This window comes from Cellulomonas sp. NS3, assembly GCF_024757985.1.
GTDB lineage: Bacteria > Actinomycetota > Actinomycetes > Actinomycetales > Cellulomonadaceae > Cellulomonas_A.
In genome coordinates this window covers 3,556,730-3,574,119 of the sequence record NZ_CP103289.1, presented here as the reverse complement: position 1 = coordinate 3,574,119, position 17,390 = coordinate 3,556,730, and the positions used below count along the sequence as shown (strand labels likewise).

15 protein-coding genes and 1 tRNA gene are annotated in these 17,390 nt (G+C 74.2%); 12 read left to right on the top strand and 4 right to left on the bottom strand.

All coding sequences use genetic code 11. The annotated features are described in order from the left end of the window. Window positions 1–85: 85 nt before the first annotated feature. The 3 genes from rsmA to NXY84_RS16205 all read left to right on the top strand — a co-directional run bounded on the left by rsmA (window position 86) and on the right by NXY84_RS16205 (window position 4,034). Window positions 86–1,102: a 16S rRNA (adenine(1518)-N(6)/adenine(1519)-N(6))-dimethyltransferase RsmA gene (gene rsmA / locus NXY84_RS16215; protein ID WP_258724074.1), complete on the top strand. Its 1,017-nt coding sequence runs from the start codon at window positions 86–88 to the stop codon at window positions 1,100–1,102. Continuing rightward, window positions 1,099–2,034: a 4-(cytidine 5'-diphospho)-2-C-methyl-D-erythritol kinase gene (locus NXY84_RS16210; RefSeq protein ID WP_258724073.1), complete on the top strand. Its 936-nt coding sequence runs from the start codon at window positions 1,099–1,101 to the stop codon at window positions 2,032–2,034. The genes rsmA and NXY84_RS16210 overlap by 4 nt, the downstream gene beginning before the upstream one ends. 134 nt (window positions 2,035–2,168) lie before the next feature. Next, window positions 2,169–4,034, top strand: a complete 1,866-nt coding sequence (locus NXY84_RS16205; RefSeq protein ID WP_258724072.1) for an ABC-F family ATP-binding cassette domain-containing protein — start codon at window positions 2,169–2,171, stop codon at window positions 4,032–4,034. Window positions 4,035–4,043: 9 nt separating this feature from the next. Here NXY84_RS16205 and NXY84_RS16200 read toward each other — a convergent pair whose 3' ends face one another. Both NXY84_RS16200 and NXY84_RS16195 read right to left on the bottom strand, forming a co-directional pair. Further along, a complete protein-coding gene (locus NXY84_RS16200) occupies window positions 4,044–4,616 on the bottom strand; it encodes a MarR family winged helix-turn-helix transcriptional regulator (protein ID WP_309485006.1) in 573 nt (190 codons plus the stop codon). A 56-nt stretch (window positions 4,617–4,672) separates the two neighbouring features. Further along, window positions 4,673–5,275, bottom strand: coding sequence for a TetR/AcrR family transcriptional regulator (locus NXY84_RS16195; protein ID WP_258724071.1), 603 nt, complete (start codon window positions 5,273–5,275; stop codon window positions 4,673–4,675). A 158-nt stretch (window positions 5,276–5,433) separates the two neighbouring features. On the opposite strand from NXY84_RS16195, the gene NXY84_RS16190 reads away from it, so the two are divergent. The 6 genes from NXY84_RS16190 to NXY84_RS16165 all read left to right on the top strand — a co-directional run bounded on the left by NXY84_RS16190 (window position 5,434) and on the right by NXY84_RS16165 (window position 11,705). After that, window positions 5,434–5,505 (top strand) — tRNA-Gln (locus NXY84_RS16190). Between the two features lie 188 nt (window positions 5,506–5,693). Continuing rightward, window positions 5,694–7,346: a bifunctional UDP-N-acetylglucosamine diphosphorylase/glucosamine-1-phosphate N-acetyltransferase GlmU gene (gene glmU / locus NXY84_RS16185; RefSeq protein ID WP_258724070.1), complete on the top strand. Its 1,653-nt coding sequence runs from the start codon at window positions 5,694–5,696 to the stop codon at window positions 7,344–7,346. Then, entirely contained in the window at window positions 7,343–8,326 is a 984-nt protein-coding gene (locus NXY84_RS16180; RefSeq protein ID WP_034631234.1) for a ribose-phosphate diphosphokinase, read from the top strand. The genes glmU and NXY84_RS16180 overlap by 4 nt, the downstream gene beginning before the upstream one ends. A 344-nt stretch (window positions 8,327–8,670) precedes the next feature. Next, on the top strand, window positions 8,671–9,294 hold the full coding sequence (locus NXY84_RS16175; protein WP_258727247.1) for a 50S ribosomal protein L25/general stress protein Ctc: 624 nt from the start codon (window positions 8,671–8,673) through the stop codon (window positions 9,292–9,294). A gap of 127 nt (window positions 9,295–9,421) precedes the next feature. Further along, a complete protein-coding gene (gene pth / locus NXY84_RS16170; protein WP_258724069.1) occupies window positions 9,422–10,039 on the top strand; it encodes an aminoacyl-tRNA hydrolase in 618 nt (205 codons plus the stop codon). Between the two features lie 133 nt (window positions 10,040–10,172). Next, window positions 10,173–11,705 carry a sugar transferase gene (locus NXY84_RS16165; protein WP_258724068.1) on the top strand — a complete coding sequence of 511 codons (1,533 nt, stop codon included), beginning with the start codon at window positions 10,173–10,175 and terminating at the stop codon, window positions 11,703–11,705. 132 nt (window positions 11,706–11,837) lie between these two features. Here NXY84_RS16165 and NXY84_RS16160 read toward each other — a convergent pair whose 3' ends face one another. Further along, window positions 11,838–13,187 (bottom strand): hypothetical protein, encoded by a 1,350-nt coding sequence (locus NXY84_RS16160; protein ID WP_258724067.1) that lies wholly within the window; start codon window positions 13,185–13,187, stop codon window positions 11,838–11,840. A 184-nt stretch (window positions 13,188–13,371) separates the two neighbouring features. Between NXY84_RS16160 and NXY84_RS16155 the strand changes: the two genes are divergently transcribed. Further along, window positions 13,372–13,536: a hypothetical protein gene (locus NXY84_RS16155; protein WP_258724066.1), complete on the top strand. Its 165-nt coding sequence runs from the start codon at window positions 13,372–13,374 to the stop codon at window positions 13,534–13,536. Window positions 13,537–13,731: 195 nt separating this feature from the next. On the opposite strand, the gene NXY84_RS16150 is transcribed toward NXY84_RS16155, so the two are convergent. Then, window positions 13,732–15,159, bottom strand: a complete 1,428-nt coding sequence (locus NXY84_RS16150) for a hypothetical protein (protein ID WP_258724065.1) — start codon at window positions 15,157–15,159, stop codon at window positions 13,732–13,734. Window positions 15,160–15,490: 331 nt separating this feature from the next. Here NXY84_RS16150 and NXY84_RS16145 point away from each other — a divergent pair, with 331 nt between their 5' ends. After that, window positions 15,491–16,213 (top strand): acyltransferase, encoded by a 723-nt coding sequence (locus NXY84_RS16145; RefSeq protein ID WP_258724064.1) that lies wholly within the window; start codon window positions 15,491–15,493, stop codon window positions 16,211–16,213. Continuing rightward, window positions 16,210–17,385 carry a glycosyltransferase gene (locus tag NXY84_RS16140; protein ID WP_258724063.1) on the top strand — a complete coding sequence of 392 codons (1,176 nt, stop codon included), beginning with the start codon at window positions 16,210–16,212 and terminating at the stop codon, window positions 17,383–17,385. The genes NXY84_RS16145 and NXY84_RS16140 overlap by 4 nt, the downstream gene beginning before the upstream one ends. Window positions 17,386–17,390 lie beyond the last annotated feature (5 nt).

Genomic DNA, 17,390 nt, shown 5'->3' with positions numbered 1-17,390 from the left:
GACGCCGCGCCCTCGCTGACTGCAGCGGCGGCGGGGCGTCGTCGTCCCCGCCGGGCGCCTGTGGTTCGCGGTTAGGCTCCTGCGCATGACCGACACCCCCGGACCCCTGCTCGGGCCCGCGGAGATCCGGCAGCTCGCCGAGCGCGCGGGCATCCGTCCCACCAAGACCCTCGGGCAGAACTTCGTGCTCGACGGCGGGACGGTGCGCAAGATCGTCCGGCAGGCGGCCGTGCAGCCGGGGGAGCGCGTCGTCGAGATCGGCCCGGGGCTCGGGTCCCTGACCCTCGGGCTGCTCGAGGCGGGCGCCGACGTGCTCGCGGTCGAGATCGACCCGGTGCTCGCGCGGCTGCTGCCCGGGACGGCGCGGGCGCACGTCCCGGGGCTCGTCGTCTCCGGCCCGCACGCGGGCGACCGCCCCGTCGCGGACGCGGACGTCGACGCGGCCGCGCGGCTGACGATCGTGCTGGCGGACGCGCTCGACGTGCGGGCGCTGCCCGGGCGCCCGCCGACGGCCCTCGTCGCGAACCTGCCGTACAACGTCTCGGTGCCGGTGCTGCTGACGTTCCTCGAGCGCTTCCCGACGCTCGAGCGCGTGCTCGTCATGGTCCAGGCCGAGGTCGCCGACCGGCTCGCCGCGCCGCCCGGCAGCCGGGTCTACGGCGTCCCGTCCGCGAAGGTCGCCTGGTACGCCGACGCGCGCCGCACCTCCACGATCGGGCGCAGCGTGTTCTGGCCGGTGCCGAACGTCGACTCCGCGCTCGTGCGCCTCGACCGCCGGGAGCCGCCGAGCACGTCCGCGACGCGCGAGCACGTGTTCACTGTCGTCGACACCGCGTTCGCGCAGCGGCGCAAGATGCTGCGCTCGGCGCTGGCCGGTCTCGCGGGCTCGGCCGACGCCGCCGTCGCGGCGCTCGAGGCGGCCGGCGTCGACCCGCAGGCCCGCGGCGAGCGCGTCGACGTGGACGGGTTCGCGCGGATCGCCGCGGCGCTCGCCGACGCCGCGCCCGCCGAGGTGTCGCCCGCCGACGCCGCGCTCGCCGACGCCGCGCTCGCCGACGCCTCCGCGCCGCCGCCGGGCGGACCTGGCACAGTGGAACCGTGACGTCGAGCCCCACGGAGATCCGCGCCGACCGTGAGGTCCGGGTCCGCGCACCCGGCAAGGTCAACCTGTCGCTGCGCGTCGGGCGGCGTGAGGCCGACGGCTACCACCCGCTCGCGACGGTGTTCCAGGCCGTCTCGGTGTACGAGGACGTCGTCGCGACTCCGGCCGAGGGGCTGTCCCTCTCGGTGACCGGCCCGCAGGCTCACCTCGTGCCGACCGACGGGACCAACCTCGCGCTGCGGGCCGCTCGCGCGCTCGCCGACCACGCCGGGATCGACGAGGGCGTGCACCTGCACGTGCACAAGGGGGTCCCGGTCGCGGGTGGCATGGCGGGCGGCTCCGCCGACGCCGCGGCCGCGCTCATCGCGTGCGACGCGCACTGGCGCACGGGCCTCCCGCGCGACGAGCTCCACGAGCTCGCGGCGTCGCTCGGCTCGGACGTGCCGTTCGGGCTGCTCGGCCACACGGCGGTCGGGTCCGGCCGCGGCGACCTGCTGACCCCCGCGCTGTGCCGCGGCGAGTACCACTGGGCGTTCGCGGTGCAGGACGAGGGCCTCTCGACCCCGGCCGTGTACGCGGCGTTCGACGAGCTGCACATGGGCGGCGGCGGCCACGAGACCGAGGTCGCGCTCATGCAGGCGCTGCGCGCGGGCGACCCCCGGGCGCTCGGGCGGGCGCTGCACAACGACCTCCAGCCGGCCGCGCTCGAGCTCGCCCCGAACCTCGCCGAGCCCCTCGCGGTGGCCGAGGACGCCGGTGCGCTCGGCGTCGTCGTCTCGGGCTCCGGGCCGACGATCGCCGCGCTGGCCCGCAGCCGCCAGCACGCGCTCGTCATCGCCGCGGCGATGACCGCGGCGGGCGTCGCCGACTCGGTGCTCACCGCGGTGGGCCCCGTCCCCGGCGCGCGCGTCGTCACCTCCGGGCCCGAGTGAGCCGACCTGCGGCTCACGCGACCGTCGTCTGAGGTCGCCCGCCCCAGGGGTGGCACCGGACGGCGGCCCACGTCGCCGCCCGCGTACCCTCGCCTGGTCGTGCACCCGCACCCCACCCCCAGCGGAAGAACCTGATGGCCCACCTGCTCGGAGCGGACTCCGTGTCGCTCACCCTCGGTACCCGCACGCTCCTCGACGACCTGAGCATCGGCGTCGACGACGGGATGCGCGTCGGCGTCGTCGGCCCCAACGGCGCCGGGAAGTCGACGCTGCTGCGGGTCCTCGCCGGCCTGCAGCCCGCCGACTCCGGCCGCGTGACGCGCGCGGGCGGGGTCCGTGTCGCGCTGCTCGACCAGCGCGACGAGCTGCCCCCGGGCGCGACGGTCCGCGAGATCGTGCACGGCGACGCCGACGAGCACACGTGGGCACGCGACCCCCGCGTCCGGTCGGTGCACGCCGGGCTCCTGGCCGACCTCGACCTGACCGACGACGTCGCGAACCTCTCGGGCGGCCAGCGCCGCCGTGTCGCGCTCGCGGCGCTGCTCGTGCGCGACCACGAGGTCCTCGCGCTCGACGAGCCGACCAACCACCTCGACGTCGAGGGCGTCGCGTGGCTCGCCGAGCACCTCGTGGCCCGCTACGCGCGCGGCACCGGGGCGCTCGTGGTCGTCACGCACGACCGCTGGTTCCTCGACGCGGTCTGCACGCGGACGTGGGAGGTCAACGACGGCTCGGTCGAGCAGTACGACGGCGGCTACGCGGCGTACGTGCTCGCACGCGCCGAGCGCCAGCGCAGCGCGTCGGTCACCGAGGAGAAGCGCCAGAACCTGCTGCGCAAGGAGCTCGCGTGGCTGCGCCGCGGCGCCCCGGCGCGGACCTCGAAGCCCAAGTTCCGCCTCGACGCCGCCGCCGAGCTCATCGCCGACGAGCCGCCGCCCCGCGACCGCCTCGAGCTGACACGCATGGCGACGAGCCGGCTCGGCAAGGACGTGCTCGACCTGGAGGACGTCACGCTGCGCTTCGACGCGCCCGACGACGCGACCGGCCAGGCGACGACGCGCACGCTGCTCGACGACGTGACCTGGCGGCTCGGGCCGGGGGACCGGTACGGGGTCGTCGGCGTCAACGGCGCGGGCAAGACGACGCTGCTCAAGCTCCTCTCGGGCCGCCTCGAGCCGACGAGCGGTCGGGTCAAGCGCGGCAAGACCGTCCAGGTCGCCGAGCTGACCCAGGACGTCGAGGACCTCGACGAGCTGCGGGAGCTGCGGGTCGTCGAGGTCGTCGAGCGCGAGAAGCGCACCGTCGTCGCGGGCGGCAAGGAGCTCACCGCCGCGCAGCTCGTCGAGCGCCTCGGGTTCACCAAGGAGCGCGCACGCACGCCGGTGCGCGACCTCTCGGGCGGCGAGCGCCGGCGCCTGCAGCTCCTGCGCCTGCTCGTCGGGGAGCCCAACGTCCTGCTGCTCGACGAGCCGACCAACGACCTGGACACGGACACGCTCGCGGCGCTCGAGGACCTGCTCGACGGCTGGCCCGGCACCCTGATCGTCGTCTCGCACGACCGGTACCTGCTCGAGCGCGTGTGCGACCGTCAGGTCGCGCTGCTCGGCGACGGCCGGGTGCGCGACCTGCCCGGCGGCGTCGAGCAGTACCTCGAGCTGCGGCGGGCGGCGACGGCCGGCGGTGGCGGCTCGGGGGCCCCGGGCGCGCTGAGCACGGACACCGGCGCCCCCGCGGGCACCGGGCCGTCGGACGGCGCGGGCGACGGGGGCACGGCGGCGCCGTCCGCGGCCGACCAGCGCGCCGCCCGCAAGGAGACCCAGCGCATCGAGCGCCGGCTCGCGAAGATCACGGAGCTCGAGGGGAAGCTGCACGAGAAGATGGCGGCGCAGGCGACCGACCACCAGGCCGTCCTCGCGCTCGACGCCGAGCTGCGGGCGCTCGCGGCCGAGCGGGAGGAGCTCGAGGAGGCGTGGCTCGAGGCGGCGGAGACGGCCGGCTGAGAGCCCGCGTCAGGGGGCGTCGAACGGGGCGACCACGTCCCGCAGCAGGGTCGCGAGCGTCGCGTGCTCGGCCTCGGAGAGCACCGCGAGCAGCCGGCGCTCGACGTCGAGCAGGTCGCTGAACGCCGCGTCGACCCGTGCGAGCCCCGTGCCGGTGAGCTGCACGAGCACCCCGCGCCGGTCCTCCGGGGACGGCTGGCGCTCGACGAGCCCGCGCTCGGCGAGCCGGTCGATGCGGTTCGTCATGGTGCCGCTCGTGACGAGCGTCTGGGTCAGCAGCGCGCCGGGAGAGAGCCGGTAGGGCGCGCCCGCGCGCCGCAGCGCGGACAGCACGTCGAACTCCCACGTCTCGAGCTCGTGGCGCGCGAACGCGCCGCGCCGGGCCAGGTCGAGGTGCCGAGCGAGGCGGCTGACGCGCGAGAGGACGGTGAGCGGCGTGACGTCGAGGTCCGGGCGCTCGCGCCCCCACGCCTCGACGATCCGGTCGACCTCGTCCCGCACCCCGGTCCGGGTGGCGTCCGTCCCGGCAGCCGGCGCACGCGCGGGCTCGTCGCCCCGTCCGTGCGCCGCTCGAGCCGTCATGGCGCGAGGTTACTCGACATCGAGATACCTGGCGGGCTGCCGCCGGCGGCGCGGCGTCAGCTCTCGGTCGACGTGAGCGTCGGGCGGCGCTCGAGCCCCGACAGCCCGTTCCACGCGAGGTTCACGAGGTGTGCCGCGACGTCGGCCTTCCCGGGGCGGCGCGCGTCGAGCCAGTGCTGCCCGGTCAGCGCGACCATGCCCACGAGCATCTGCGCGTAGATCGGGGCCGTCTTGGGGTCGAGGCCCTGGCGCTTGAACTGGTCGGCGAGCAGGTGCTCGACCTGGGTCGCGACGTCGCCGATGAGGCTCGAGAACGTGCCGGTCGCCTGCGCGACGGGCGAGTCGCGCACGAGGATCTGGAACCCGTCGGTCGACGTCTCGATGTAGGTCAGGAGCGCGAGCGCGGTGCGCTCGACGAGCACCTTGGGGTGGCCGCCGCCGGCGAGCGCCGCGGTGAGCGCCCCGGTGAGCGCGCGGATCTCCCGGTCGACGACGACGGCGTAGACGCCCTCCTTGCCGCCGAAGTGCTCGTACACGACGGGCTTGGAGACCTCGGCGCGCGCGGCGATCTCCTCGACGCTCGTGAGCTCGAAGCCCTTCTCCGCGAACAGTCGACGGCTCACGTCGAGCAGCTGCTCGCGCCGCTGCACGCCTGTCATGCGTGCGCGCGTCGTCCGCCTCGTCTCGGTAGCCACGCGCCCATCATCGCAGCCCCCGCGGGGACCGCGGCGGCTGCGGCTGGCAGACTGGTCGGCCGACGGCGGTCCGCGCCGGTCGGCCTCGGCCCGTGTCGGTGCCGTGCGCGGCGAGCCGACGATCCGCCCTGGTGTAACGGCAGCACGCAGGCCTTTGGTGCCTTGCGGTCCGGGTTCGAATCCTGGGGGCGGAGCGAGTCCGAGCCGTCGCACGGCCGAACCCGGCGATCCGGGCCAACCGGGCACCCCGACCACCCGTCCGACCCCCGCGCGACCCGCGGCGGCAGGTGGCGGCGCGGGGGGCCCTCCGCGCGGCGGTAGAGTGCACTCGCGCCAGATCCGCCGCCCGAGCCTTCGGGCAGTCCGCGAGGAGCACCCACAGGTGACCACCCCCCGCCCAGCCGCCGTCGTCGTCCTTGCCGCAGGTGAGGGCACCCGGATGCGCTCGGCGACACCCAAGGTCCTGCACACGATCGCCGGCCGGAGCCTGCTCGGGCACGCGCTCGCCGCGGCCCGCCGGCTCGAGCCGGCGCGGGTGACCGTCGTCGTCCGCCACGAGCGGGAGCGCGTCGCCGCGCACGCCCGGGAGCTCGACCCCACGGTCCTGCTCGCCGACCAGGACGCGATCCCGGGGACCGGCCGCGCCGTGCAGTGCGCGCTGTCGGTGCTCGACGCCGCGGCCCAGGCCGAGCAGGCCGCCGCGGTCGACGGCCCGGGCCCCGGCGGCAGCGCCGCGGGCTCGCAGGTCGAGGGTGCCGTCGTCGTGCTCGCGGGCGACGTCCCGCTGCTCGACGGCGACACGCTCGCGGAGCTGCTCGCCGCGCACGTCGCGGACGGCAACGCCGTCACGGTCCTCACGACCGAGGTCGACGACCCGACCGGGTACGGCCGCATCCTGCGGGAGGCCGGCACGGCCGACGTGCTCGGGATCGTCGAGGAGAAGGACGCCGACGAGGAGCAGCGCGCGATCCGCGAGATCAACTCGTCGGTCTACGTCTTCGACTCGGGCGTGCTCCGCTCGGCGCTCGGCCGCCTGGGCCGCGACAACGCGCAGGGCGAGGTGTACCTGACCGACGTGCTCGCGATCGCGCGGGCCGACGGCGGGCGCGTGCGCGCGCTGCGCACCGACGACCCGCTGCTGGTCGAGGGCGTCAACGACCGCGTCCAGCTCGCGGCGCTGCGGGCGGAGCTCAACCGCCGGCTGCTCGAGGACTGGATGCGCGAGGGCGTCACGGTCGTCGACCCGGCGACCACGTGGGTCGACGTCGACGTCCAGCTCGCGCGCGACGTGACGCTCCTGCCGGGGACCCAGCTGCACGGCGCCACGACGGTCGGCGAGGGCGCGACGGTCGGCCCGGACACCACGCTCACGGACGTCACGGTCGGCGCGGGCGCGAGCGTCGTGCGCACGCACGGCTCGGGCGCGGTCGTCGGGGCGGGCGCCACGGTCGGCCCGTTCGCCTACCTGCGGCCCGGCACGGACCTGGGCGACCGCGGCAAGATCGGCACGTTCGTCGAGACCAAGAACGCGCAGATCGGCGAGGGCTCGAAGGTCCCGCACCTGTCGTACGTCGGGGACGCGACGATCGGCGTCGAGACGAACATCGGTGCCGCGAGCGTCTTCGTGAACTACGACGGCGTGAACAAGCACCGCACGACGATCGGCTCGTACGCCCGCACGGGCTCGGACAACATGTTCGTCGCCCCGGTCACGGTCGGCGACGGCGCGTACACCGGGGCGGGCAGCGTCATCCGGCGCGACGTCCCGCCGGGGGCGCTCGCGGTGAGCGCCGGGCCGCAGCGCACGATCGACGCGTGGGTCCTGCGCGCACGCGCCGGCACGCCCGCCGCCGAGGCCGCCGCGCGCGCCCTCGGCGACCGCAGCACCGAGGACCTCTCGCCGCAGGCGCGCCTCGAGCTCGAGCGCGCCCAGCGGGCCGCCGCAGGTCAGGCCCCCACGCCTCCACCGACGCTCCCGGACCACCCCGCGGAGATCCACGACCTGCCGGCCGACACGAAGGACACCGCACGATGATCGGGACCGTGTCGAACGACGGCGAGCGACGGCTGGTGCTCGTCTCGGGCCGCGCCCACCCGGAGCTGGCGACCTCGGTCGCCGAGGAGCTCGGGACCTCGCTCGTCCCCACCACCGCCTACGACTTCGCGAACGGCGAGATCTACGTGCGGTTCGGGGAGTCGGTGCGCGGCTCGGACGCGTTCGTCCTGCAGAGCCACGCGGCGCCGATCAACCAGTGGCTCATGGAGCAGCTGCTCATGGTCGACGCGCTCAAGCGCGCCTCGGCCAAGACCATCACGGTCGTCGCGCCCTTCTACGGCTACGCCCGCCAGGACAAGAAGCACCGCGGCCGCGAGCCGATCTCCGCGCGGCTCATGGCCGACCTGTTCCGGACCGCGGGCGCCGACCGGATGATGAGCGTCGACCTGCACGCGGCCCAGATCCAGGGCTTCTTCGACGGCCCGGTCGACCACCTGTGGGCGATGCCGATCCTCACCGAGTACGTCCGCACGCGCGTCGACACGACGAACGTCACGGTCGTCTCGCCCGACGCCGGCCGCATCCGCGTCGCCGAGCAGTGGGCCGCGAAGCTCGGCGGCGGCCCGCTCGCGTTCGTGCACAAGACCCGCGACATCAACCGGCCCAACTCGACGAAGGCGAACCGCGTCGTCGGTGACGTCGAGGGCCGCAGCTGCGTGCTCGTCGACGACCTCATCGACACGGCCGGCACGATCACCGGCGCGGTGCGGGTCCTGCTCGAGGCCGGCGCCAAGGACGTCATCGTCGCGGCGACGCACGGGGTGCTCTCGGACCCCGCGATCGACCGGCTGTCGCAGTGCGGCGCGCGCGAGATCATCATCACGGACACCCTGCCGATCGCCGACGACCGTCGCTTCGAGCAGCTCACCGTGCTCTCGATCGCCCCGCTCATCGCGCGCGCGATCCGCGAGGTCTTCGACGACGGCTCGGTCACGTCGCTGTTCGACGGCCAGGCCTGACCCTCCCGCACGACCGACACGCCGCCGGACGCGGCGCCCGCCGCCGGGCCGGCCGGGGCTCACCCCTCGACCGGCTTGGGGTCCTGGCCCCGGGCGGGTAAGATCGTCAGGTTGCCTCGGCGAGGGACGTCGGACGGTCAGGTCGCGGGATGCCCATCCCGCACGATCGGACCACGATCTCCGTGATCGACTGGGCGGATGCCTCCGCGTGCCCGTCCTGCGCCCCGCGTCGAGGCCACCACCTGCTCGTCCTGCGCTGACCATCATCAGCGGCGGCCGTCCTCCCCGGACGGCGCGTCCCCCTGCTCGCTGCCCTGCACCACCGTCCTCACTTGGGAGTCATCGTGTCCGAGGTCAAGCTCGTCGCCACCACCCGCACCGATTTCGGCAAGGGCGCCGCGCGCCGCACGCGCCGTGCCGGCCGCATCCCCGCCGTCCTCTACGGGCACGGCTCGGACCCGCTGCACGTGTCGCTGCCGGGCCACGAGACGTTCCTCGCGCTCAAGCACGCCAACGCGCTCTTCGCGATCGAGATCGACGGCAAGACGACCCTCGCGATCACCAAGGACGTCCAGCGCGAGCCCGTCCGCAACGTCATCGAGCACGTCGACCTGCTCATCGTGAAGCAGGGCGAGACGGTCTCCGTCGAGATCCCCGTCGTCATCACCGGCGAGTCGTTCTCGGGCACCATCCACATCGTCGAGCACCAGACCGTCACCCTCGAGGCCGAGGCGACGCACCTGCCGCAGTCCGTCGAGGTCTCGATCGAGGGCCTCGAGGCCGGCGCCACGGTCACGGCCGGCGAGCTGACGCTCCCGCAGGGCTCGACGCTCGTCACGGACGCCGACGCCGTCATCGTCGCGATCACCGCGCCCCAGGCCACGGCCGCCGACCGCGAGGCCGACGCCGTCGCGGCCGACATCGCCGCCTCGCAGTCGGCCGCCTCGGCCGCCGCCGCGGAGGCCTGAGCCACCACACGCACGGGGTGACGCGCTCGCGCACCGCCCCGCTCGGACGCACCACGGCGCCCGGTACCGTCTCGGTGCCGGGCGCCGCTGCGTCGCCCCGGGCACCCGACCGATCGGAAGGACCGCCATGACCGAGGACCCCTGGCTCGTCGTGGGCCTCGGCAACCCCGGTGCGCAGTACGCCGGGAACCGCCACAACGTCGGCCAGATGGTGCTCGACGAGCTCGCGCGGCGCACCGGCTCGAGCTTCGGGTCGCGCGGCGGGATCCTCTCGCGCCGCCCGCAGGCCGTCGTCGCCGAGACCCGGCTCGGGACGCTCCCCGGCGGTGCGCCCGGCCCGCGCGTCGTGCTGGCGAAGCCGACGACGTACATGAACGTCTCGGGCGGGCCCGTCGCCTCGCTCGCGCAGTACTACGACGTGCCGCCCGAGCGCGTGGTGATGGTGCACGACGAGCTCGACATCCCGTACGCGGAGCTGAAGCTCAAGCGCGGGGGCGGCGAGGGCGGGCACAACGGGCTGCGCGACACGTCCAAGGCGCTCGGCACGAAGGACTACGTCCGCGTCCGCGTCGGCGTCGGCCGGCCGCCGGGTCGCATGGACCCGGCCGACTTCGTGCTGCGCGACTTCTCGGCGGCCGAGCGCAAGGACCTGCCGTGGCTCGTCGACGCGGCGGCGGACGCGGTCGAGCTCGTCGTCGTCGACGGGCTCGAGAAGGCCCAGCTGCGCGTCCACACCAAGGGCTGACCGGCTCACCGGATCGTCACCCACGGTTCACCCGGATGCCTCGGCATCGGGTGAAATCGGACATTTGGCGTTGTTACGCCCAGGAGGTCGTCCTACCCTTTCACCAGCACATTCAGCGCTGGACGGGGGACGTATGACGCTGACGGCAGAACCAGGGCTGGACGAGTCGGAATGGACGCAGGAGCGTCGTGCGCGGTCGATCGAGGCCCGCCGCTCCTGGGCCTCCGACCTCCCGTTCGAGCGGCGACCGACGCCGTACAACTCCGACGAGACCACCTACCCGATGCGGTGGGCGCGCGCGAGCGTGGCGTACGCCCGCACCGCCGTCCTGCTCGACGCGGTCCTCGCGGCCGGCGTGACGTTCGCCGTCCTCGGCTGGTCGGCGGGCTACACGCTCGCGAGCGCCGCCTGGGCCGTTGCCGGCGCGCTCGCGTTCGTGGCGTTCGTGGCGACCGCCAAGGGGTACCAGCGCTCCGCGCTCGGTGACGGCCCGCGGGAGTTCCAGTCGGTGCTGCGCGGCACCCTGCACCTCGCCGGCGCGCTCATGGTCCTCGGGTTCCTGCTCAGCGCCCCGGTGCCGCGCTCGCTCGTGGTGGTCGGGGTCCCGGTCCTCGCGGTGCTCTCGTGGTGGGTCCGGCACGTGCACCGCCGCCGGCTGCACCGTCAGCGCATGCAGGGCCAGGCGATGATGCGCACGGTCGTGGTCGGCGACGCCGCGTCGGCGCTGCGGGTCACGCGCAACCTCGGCGGGGCGACGCACCACGGCTACCAGATCGAGGGCATGTGCCTCCCGGAGGCCCAGCCCGGCGGCGACGTCGGCGGGGTCCCGGTCCTGGGAGCGATCGCGGACGTGGTCCAGGTCGTGGCAGACCGCGCGGCAGAGGTCGTCATCGTCACGGGCTCGTCGCTGAGCGGCGACGCGCTGCGCCGGCTCTCGTGGGCGCTCGGCCGCGCCGGTGCGCACCTCGTCGTGGCGCCGGACATCGTCGAGGTCGCGAGCCCGCGCCTGACGGTCCGCCCCACGGCGGGTCTGTCGCTGCTCCAGGTCGAGATCGAGGCGCCGCGGGAGCGCCTGCTCGCCAAGTCGGTCATGGACCGCACGCTCAGTGTGCTCGCGCTGCTCGTCGCCTCGCCGGTGATCCTCGGTGCCGCGGCGGCGGTCGCCCTGACCTCGAAGGGCGGGGCGTTCTACCGCCAGACGCGCGTCGGGGTCGACGGTCGGACGTTCACGATGTGGAAGCTCCGCACGATGGTCGCGGACGCCGACCGGGTGCGCGAGGGGCTGCTCGAGTCGAGCGACCGCGACGGCCTCATGTTCAAGATGCACGCCGACCCGCGCATCACGCCGGTCGGCCGGGTCCTGCGCCGGTTCTCGATCGACGAGCTCCCGCAGCTGCTCAACATCATCAAGGGCGACATGTCGCTCGTCGGCCCCCGTCCGCCGCTGCTCGAGGAGGTCCAGGCGTACCCCGACGCGGTGCGCCGCCGGCTGCGCGTGCGTCCGGGCCTCACGGGTCTGTGGCAGGTCAGCGGCCGGGCGGACCTCGCCTGGGAGGACTCGGTGCGGCTCGACCTGCGGTACGTCGACAACTGGTCGGTCACGATGGACCTCATGATCCTGTGGAAGACCGGCCGCGCGGTCCTGTCCGGCTCCGGGGCGTACTGACACGGAGCGGCGCACGACCGGCTCGCACGACGACCGGCTCGCACGGCCGCGGCTCGCACGACGACGGCGGGGCAGGCTCCCTGAGGAGCCTGCCCCGCCGTCGTCGTCGCTGGGGTCCGGGGACCGCCGGGCTCAGGCGCCCTTGGTGATCCTCACCGCGGTGCCGTCGGTGAACACGTTGTTGACGTTGCCGACCGTGACGCTGGTCGGCGCGACGATCGCGCACTTCGTGTGCCGCTGCGCGGTCCCGAAGACGTTGTTGGAGGCGTTGAAGCCCTTGATCGCGCCGTAGGTCGAGCCGATCGCGATGTTGATCGAGCAGCCGCCGCCGTCGATCTTGTTGCCGGTGACCGTGACGTTCGAGACCGCGGCGCGGTCCTGCGTGGTCTGCATCGCCGAGGAGTACGCGCCGTCGATCGTGTTGCCGCGGAAGGTCATGTTCGACCCGCCCTGGATCTGGATGCTGTCGGCGTGGCTCGGGCCGCCCTTCTGGTTCGGGTCCTGCGCGTAGAACAGGTTCCCGTGCAGCCAGGAGTTCTCGAGCACCACGTTCGAGCCGGTGATGTGGACCGAGTCGATGACGTTGGCGATCTCGGTGCGGCGGACCGTGAAGTTGTGCCCGATGATCCCGTTGATCCACGGCGAGGCCTCGGTCGCGATCAGCTCGCTGTCCTCGACCGTGAAGGGGTACGCCCCGGTGTCGTTCGTGATGAGCGCGAAGCTGCCGGTGAGGGGGCGGCCGCGGACGATCGAGCGCTTGATCGTGACGTTCGGCGCCTTGACCTTGATGAACCCGCGGACGTCGACGGCGTCGACGACGGCGCCCGGCGTGGTGACGACCAGGTCACCGGTGACGACCTTGAGCGCCGTCCCGGCCGGCACGCCCGTCGAGGCGGCGGTCGCGAACTGCGGCTGCGCGGGAGCCGGCGTCGGGGTGGCCGTGGGCTTGGGCGTCGCGGTGGGGGTCGGCGTCGCGGTCGCGGTGGGCTTCGGCGTCGGGGCGGGCGTCGTGCCCGGGACCTCGAAGCTCGCGACGCTCAGGGCGACGCGGACGCTCGCCTCGAGGTTGTAGACGGTGACCTTGCCGGCGGCCGAGGACGGCAGCGGGAGCGTGAAGGTGGTGCTGCCCTCGTCCTGGACGGGGGTCGTCAGCACGACGTTGCTCTTGCAGGCCGTCGTGAGCGTGGAGCCCGCGCAGACCGACAGGCGCGTGGGCTTCCACGACCAGCGGCCCTGGAGCGTCATCGTCACGGCGGTGGCACCGGCGGGCACCGACGGCAGCGCGACGACCTTCGAGGAGTTGTACGAGAGCGTGAACCCGGGGATCGCGGCACCGGTGTTCGTCACGGCGCTGAGCGGGACCGGAGCAGCCTGGGCCGCCACGCTCGGCGCGGCCGTGAGCAGGAGCGCGCCGACGGCGGCGAGCGCCAGCCCGCGGGAGCGGCGCGTGGTGCGTGATCGGTGCAGGGGTGCTGCGAACATGACAATTTCTCCTCATCAGGTGCATTCCGGACGGAACGCACATCCCATGCTCGTCAGCGTGGCTATGGTCGCTTCCAGCGACCGCGTTCCCGGAAGGGGACAGTAGGCCATCGGCGCGACACCCGTAAGTGAGCGTTCTCACTCATGGGGGCTAATCGGTTGCCGGTGGTCGAGGGTGAAGGCTGTGACCTGCAACTTCACCCGCTCGGCGGTGAAATATCTCACCCGCGAGCGTGATGTGGCCGCCTTTTTGGGGCGTTCTGCCCGAATAGTCGGGCGGGATCGGGGGATATGCGGCGTGCGCCCGGTCGGCGCGGGAATGCGCTCGGTCGGCGTGCGCGGGAGCTGAGGAATTCGCGCGTGTGATCTGCGCCACCCGGGCGCCGCGGTCGCGCGCCGCGAGAATTCATGTCGTCGGCTGGGGCTGTCGTCCTGCCCGACCGGCGGGTGTCACGACGACGGCGGGGCAGCCCCGAGAGGCTGCCCCGCCGTGTGGTCCTGCTCCGCGCGGGTTCCGCCGTGCGGTCCTGCGGGTGCTACGAGCTCACGACCCGCGCGAGACCTTGACCGCCGCACCGTTGACGTACGTGTTGTTCGTGTTCGCGACCGTGACGCTCGACGGCGCGATGATCGCGCACTCGGGCACCCGGGTGTCGAGACCGAACACGTTGTCGGCGACCTTGAGCCCGGCGATGGCCGGACGGCTGCCGATCGCGACGTTCACCGAGCAGCCACCGCCGTTGATCTTGTTGCCCTGGATCGTGACGCCCGAGACGACGTCACGGTCCTGGGTCGTCTGGAAGGCCGAGGAGTACGCGCCCTCGATCGTGTTGCGGCGGAACGTGATGTTCGAGCCGCCCTGGATCTGCACGCTGTCGGCGTGGCTGGGCCCGCCGCCCTGGTTCGGGTCCTTGTCGTAGAAGAGGTTGTCGTGCAGCCACGAGTCCTCGACGAGGACGTTCGAGCCGGTGATGTGCACCGAGTCGATGACACGCGAGATCTCGGTGCGCCGCACCTCGAAGTTGCTGCCGATGATGCCGTTGACGTACGGGGAGGCCTCGTTGGGGCGCAGCTCGCTGTCCTCGAGCACGAAGCGGTACCGGCCGAGGTCGTTGGTGATGAGGCCCATGTTCCCGGTGAGCTTCTTGCCCCGGACGATCGAGCGCTTGATCGTCACGTTGTCCGCCTTGACGGACACGACGCCCTGGATGTCCAGCCCGTCGATCACGGTGCCGGGCTGCGTGATGACGAGGTCGCCCGCGTGCGTGGTGAGCGCGGTGCCGGACGGGACACCGGTGGTCGCGGCCGTGGCCGGTCCGGTCGGGGTCGCAGGCGCCGGCGCGGGGGCTGCCGTGGCGGTCGCGGTCGGCTTGGGTGCCGGCTTCGCCGTGGCGGTCGGGGTCGGCGCCGGCGCGGGTGCCGGGGCGGCCGCGGGCGGCGGGGTGGTGTACGACTGCACCTCGGCGCGGAGCCGGACGCTGGCGTCGGCGTTGTAGAGGGTGACCCGGTTCTTGGCGTCCGCGGACAGCGGCAGGGTGACGGTCACGGTCTTCTCGCGCTGCTTGGGCGTCGTGAGGACCACGTTGCTCTTGCAGCTCTGGGTCGCGGTCGACCCGGCGCACAGCGAGACGCGGGTCGGCTTCCAGGACCACCGGCCGCGCACCTTGAGGGTCACGGAGGTGGCGTTCGTCGGCGCGGACGGCAGCGCCACGGTCCGCGCAGCGCCGTACGCGAGCGTGAACTCGGCGATCGTGGGGGCGGTGGTCGCCGCGGCGACGGCCGAGACGGCGGGGGCGGCGGGGGCGGTCGTCGCGGCGACCTGAGGTGCGCCGGCGGGGGTCGAGGCGGGGGTGGACGCCTGCGAGGCGGTCCACGGCACGAACGCCAGCAGGAGCGTGCCCACCGAGGTGAGGGCGAGCCGCCGGTGCTTCGAGCGCCGGTCGGGCGCTCCGGTCACGTGTCTACCCGTCATGGGACACTCCTTTTTCTTTCGGTGCAGCCGAAATGGGCGCACGCATCACGCGTCGAGTCGCGGGTTCCGGGCCGCAGGGGCGGCCGCGTCCGGACGACACTAGGCCATCCGGGTGACGGCCGACAGGCCCGTGATCACGCGGTGCGGACAGCTCCGACGCCTCCCGTCGGGCGCGGCGCGCGGCCCGACCTGCACGTTCGGACGTCTGTCCGGCTACATCCTGTCGCGGATGCGTGACACGTTTCACACTCTGTCGTGGGCTATTCGGTTGGGATCGAACATTGGGGCAGGGTGTACGCATGGACGTCGCAACAACGCGGAAGTGCGGGCGATGAGCGCCCGCGTGGCCACCGTACTCAGCCGTTTCGCCAGTCGGGCCAAAGATGAGAGTTATCTCATCGACGAGGGCATCGGCGCGGGGTACCTCCTGCACGTCGTGATCGAGCGCGTGGCGATGAAGGTGCGCGGTCTCGTGCTCTTCCCGGGCCGCTCCGAGCGCCCCTCCGTCGGCGCCCGGGCCCGGGTCCGCAGCAAGGGCGACCTCCTCGTGGGACGCGGCGTCACGATCGGCGCGGACGCCTACGTCGACGCGCTCTCGGTCGACGGCGTCCGGCTGGGCGACCACACCACCGTCGGCCGCGGCACCCGCATCGAGTGCACCGGGAGCCTGCGCCAGCGCGGCCGCGGGCTGACGGTCGGGCGCCGGGTCGGGCTCGGCACCGACAGTTTCTACGGGTGCGCCGGCGGCGTGACCATCGGCGACGACACGATCGTCGGCAACTTCGTGAGCTTCCACTCCGAGAACCACGTCGCCGACCGGCTCGACGTGCCGATCCGCGAGCAGGGCGTGACCCACGCCGGCATCCGGGTCGGCGCCGGGTGCTGGATCGGGGCCAAGGTCACCGTGCTCGACGGCGCGCAGATCGGCGACGGCTGCATCGTCGCCGCCGGTGCCGTGGTCGCGGCCGGCACCTACCCGCCGAACGGCATCTACGGCGGGGTCCCCGCCCGGCTGCTCAAGACGCGCGCACCGCGCACGGAGGTCGCGGAGTGAGCGCGCGCACCCTGCTCGTCGCGCACCCGTCCCCGGACCTGTACGGCTCCGACCGCCAGCTGCTGGAGACGATCACCGCGGCCGTCGGCGGCGGGTGGCGCGTCGTCGTCGTCCTGCCGATGTCCGGGCCGCTCGTCCCGCTGCTCGAGGAGCGCGGCGCGCGCGTCGAGGTCGTGGACCACCCCGTGCTGCGCAAGGCGCTGCTGCGTCCGGCCCAGCTCGTGCGGCTGCCGTGGCGGATGCTCGCCGCGACGGTGCGCCTGCGCCGGCTCGTGCGCCGAGTCGACCCCGCGCTGGTCTACGTCAACACGGTGACGATCCCCGAGTGGGTGCTCGCCGCGCGCCTCGCCCGCCGGCCGGTGGTCTGCCACGTGCACGAGGCGGAGGACGGGCACCCCGGGCTGGTGCGGCGCGCGCTCGCCGCCCCGCTGCTCCTCTCGCGGTCCGTGATCGCGAACAGCGCCGCCGCGCGCGACGCGGTGACCGACGTCGTGCCCCGGCTGGCGACGTCGGTCGTGGTGGTGCACAACGGTATGCCCGGGCCCGCGGAGGGCCCCGCGCCGCTGCGCGAGCGCGCCCCGGGCGACCCCGCGCGGCTCGCGCTCGTCGCCCGGCTGTCGCCGCGCAAGGGCATCGACGTCGCGCTCGAGGCGACCGCGCTGCTCACCGCGGCGGGCCGGGACGTGACGCTCACCGTCTGCGGCACGGTCTTCCCGGGCTACGAGTGGTTCGAGGAGGAGCTGCGTGCGCGTGCGGGCCGCCCGGACCTCGCCGGTCGCGTGACGCTCGCCGGGTACGTGCACCCGACGTGGCCCGAGCTCGCGTCCGCCGACGTCGTGCTGGTCCCGTCGCGCCTCGAGCCGTTCGGCAACACCGCTGTCGAGGCGATGCTCGCGCGCCGCCCGGTCGTCGCCACGCGCGTGCAGGGCCTGGCCGAGGTGGTCGACGACGGACGCACGGGCCTGCTCGTCCCGCCCGGGGACGCCGCCGCGCTGGCGGACGCCGTGGCGTCGCTGCTCGACGACCCCGCCCGGGCGCACGCGCTCGCCGCCGCCGGTCGCGCCGAGGCGGACCTGCGGTTCACCGCGGAGCGCTACGGGGACGCCGTGCTCGCGGTGCTCGCGGGCGCGACGGGTCACACGGTCGAGGCGGTGGCGCGCCCGGGGTCCTGACCCGG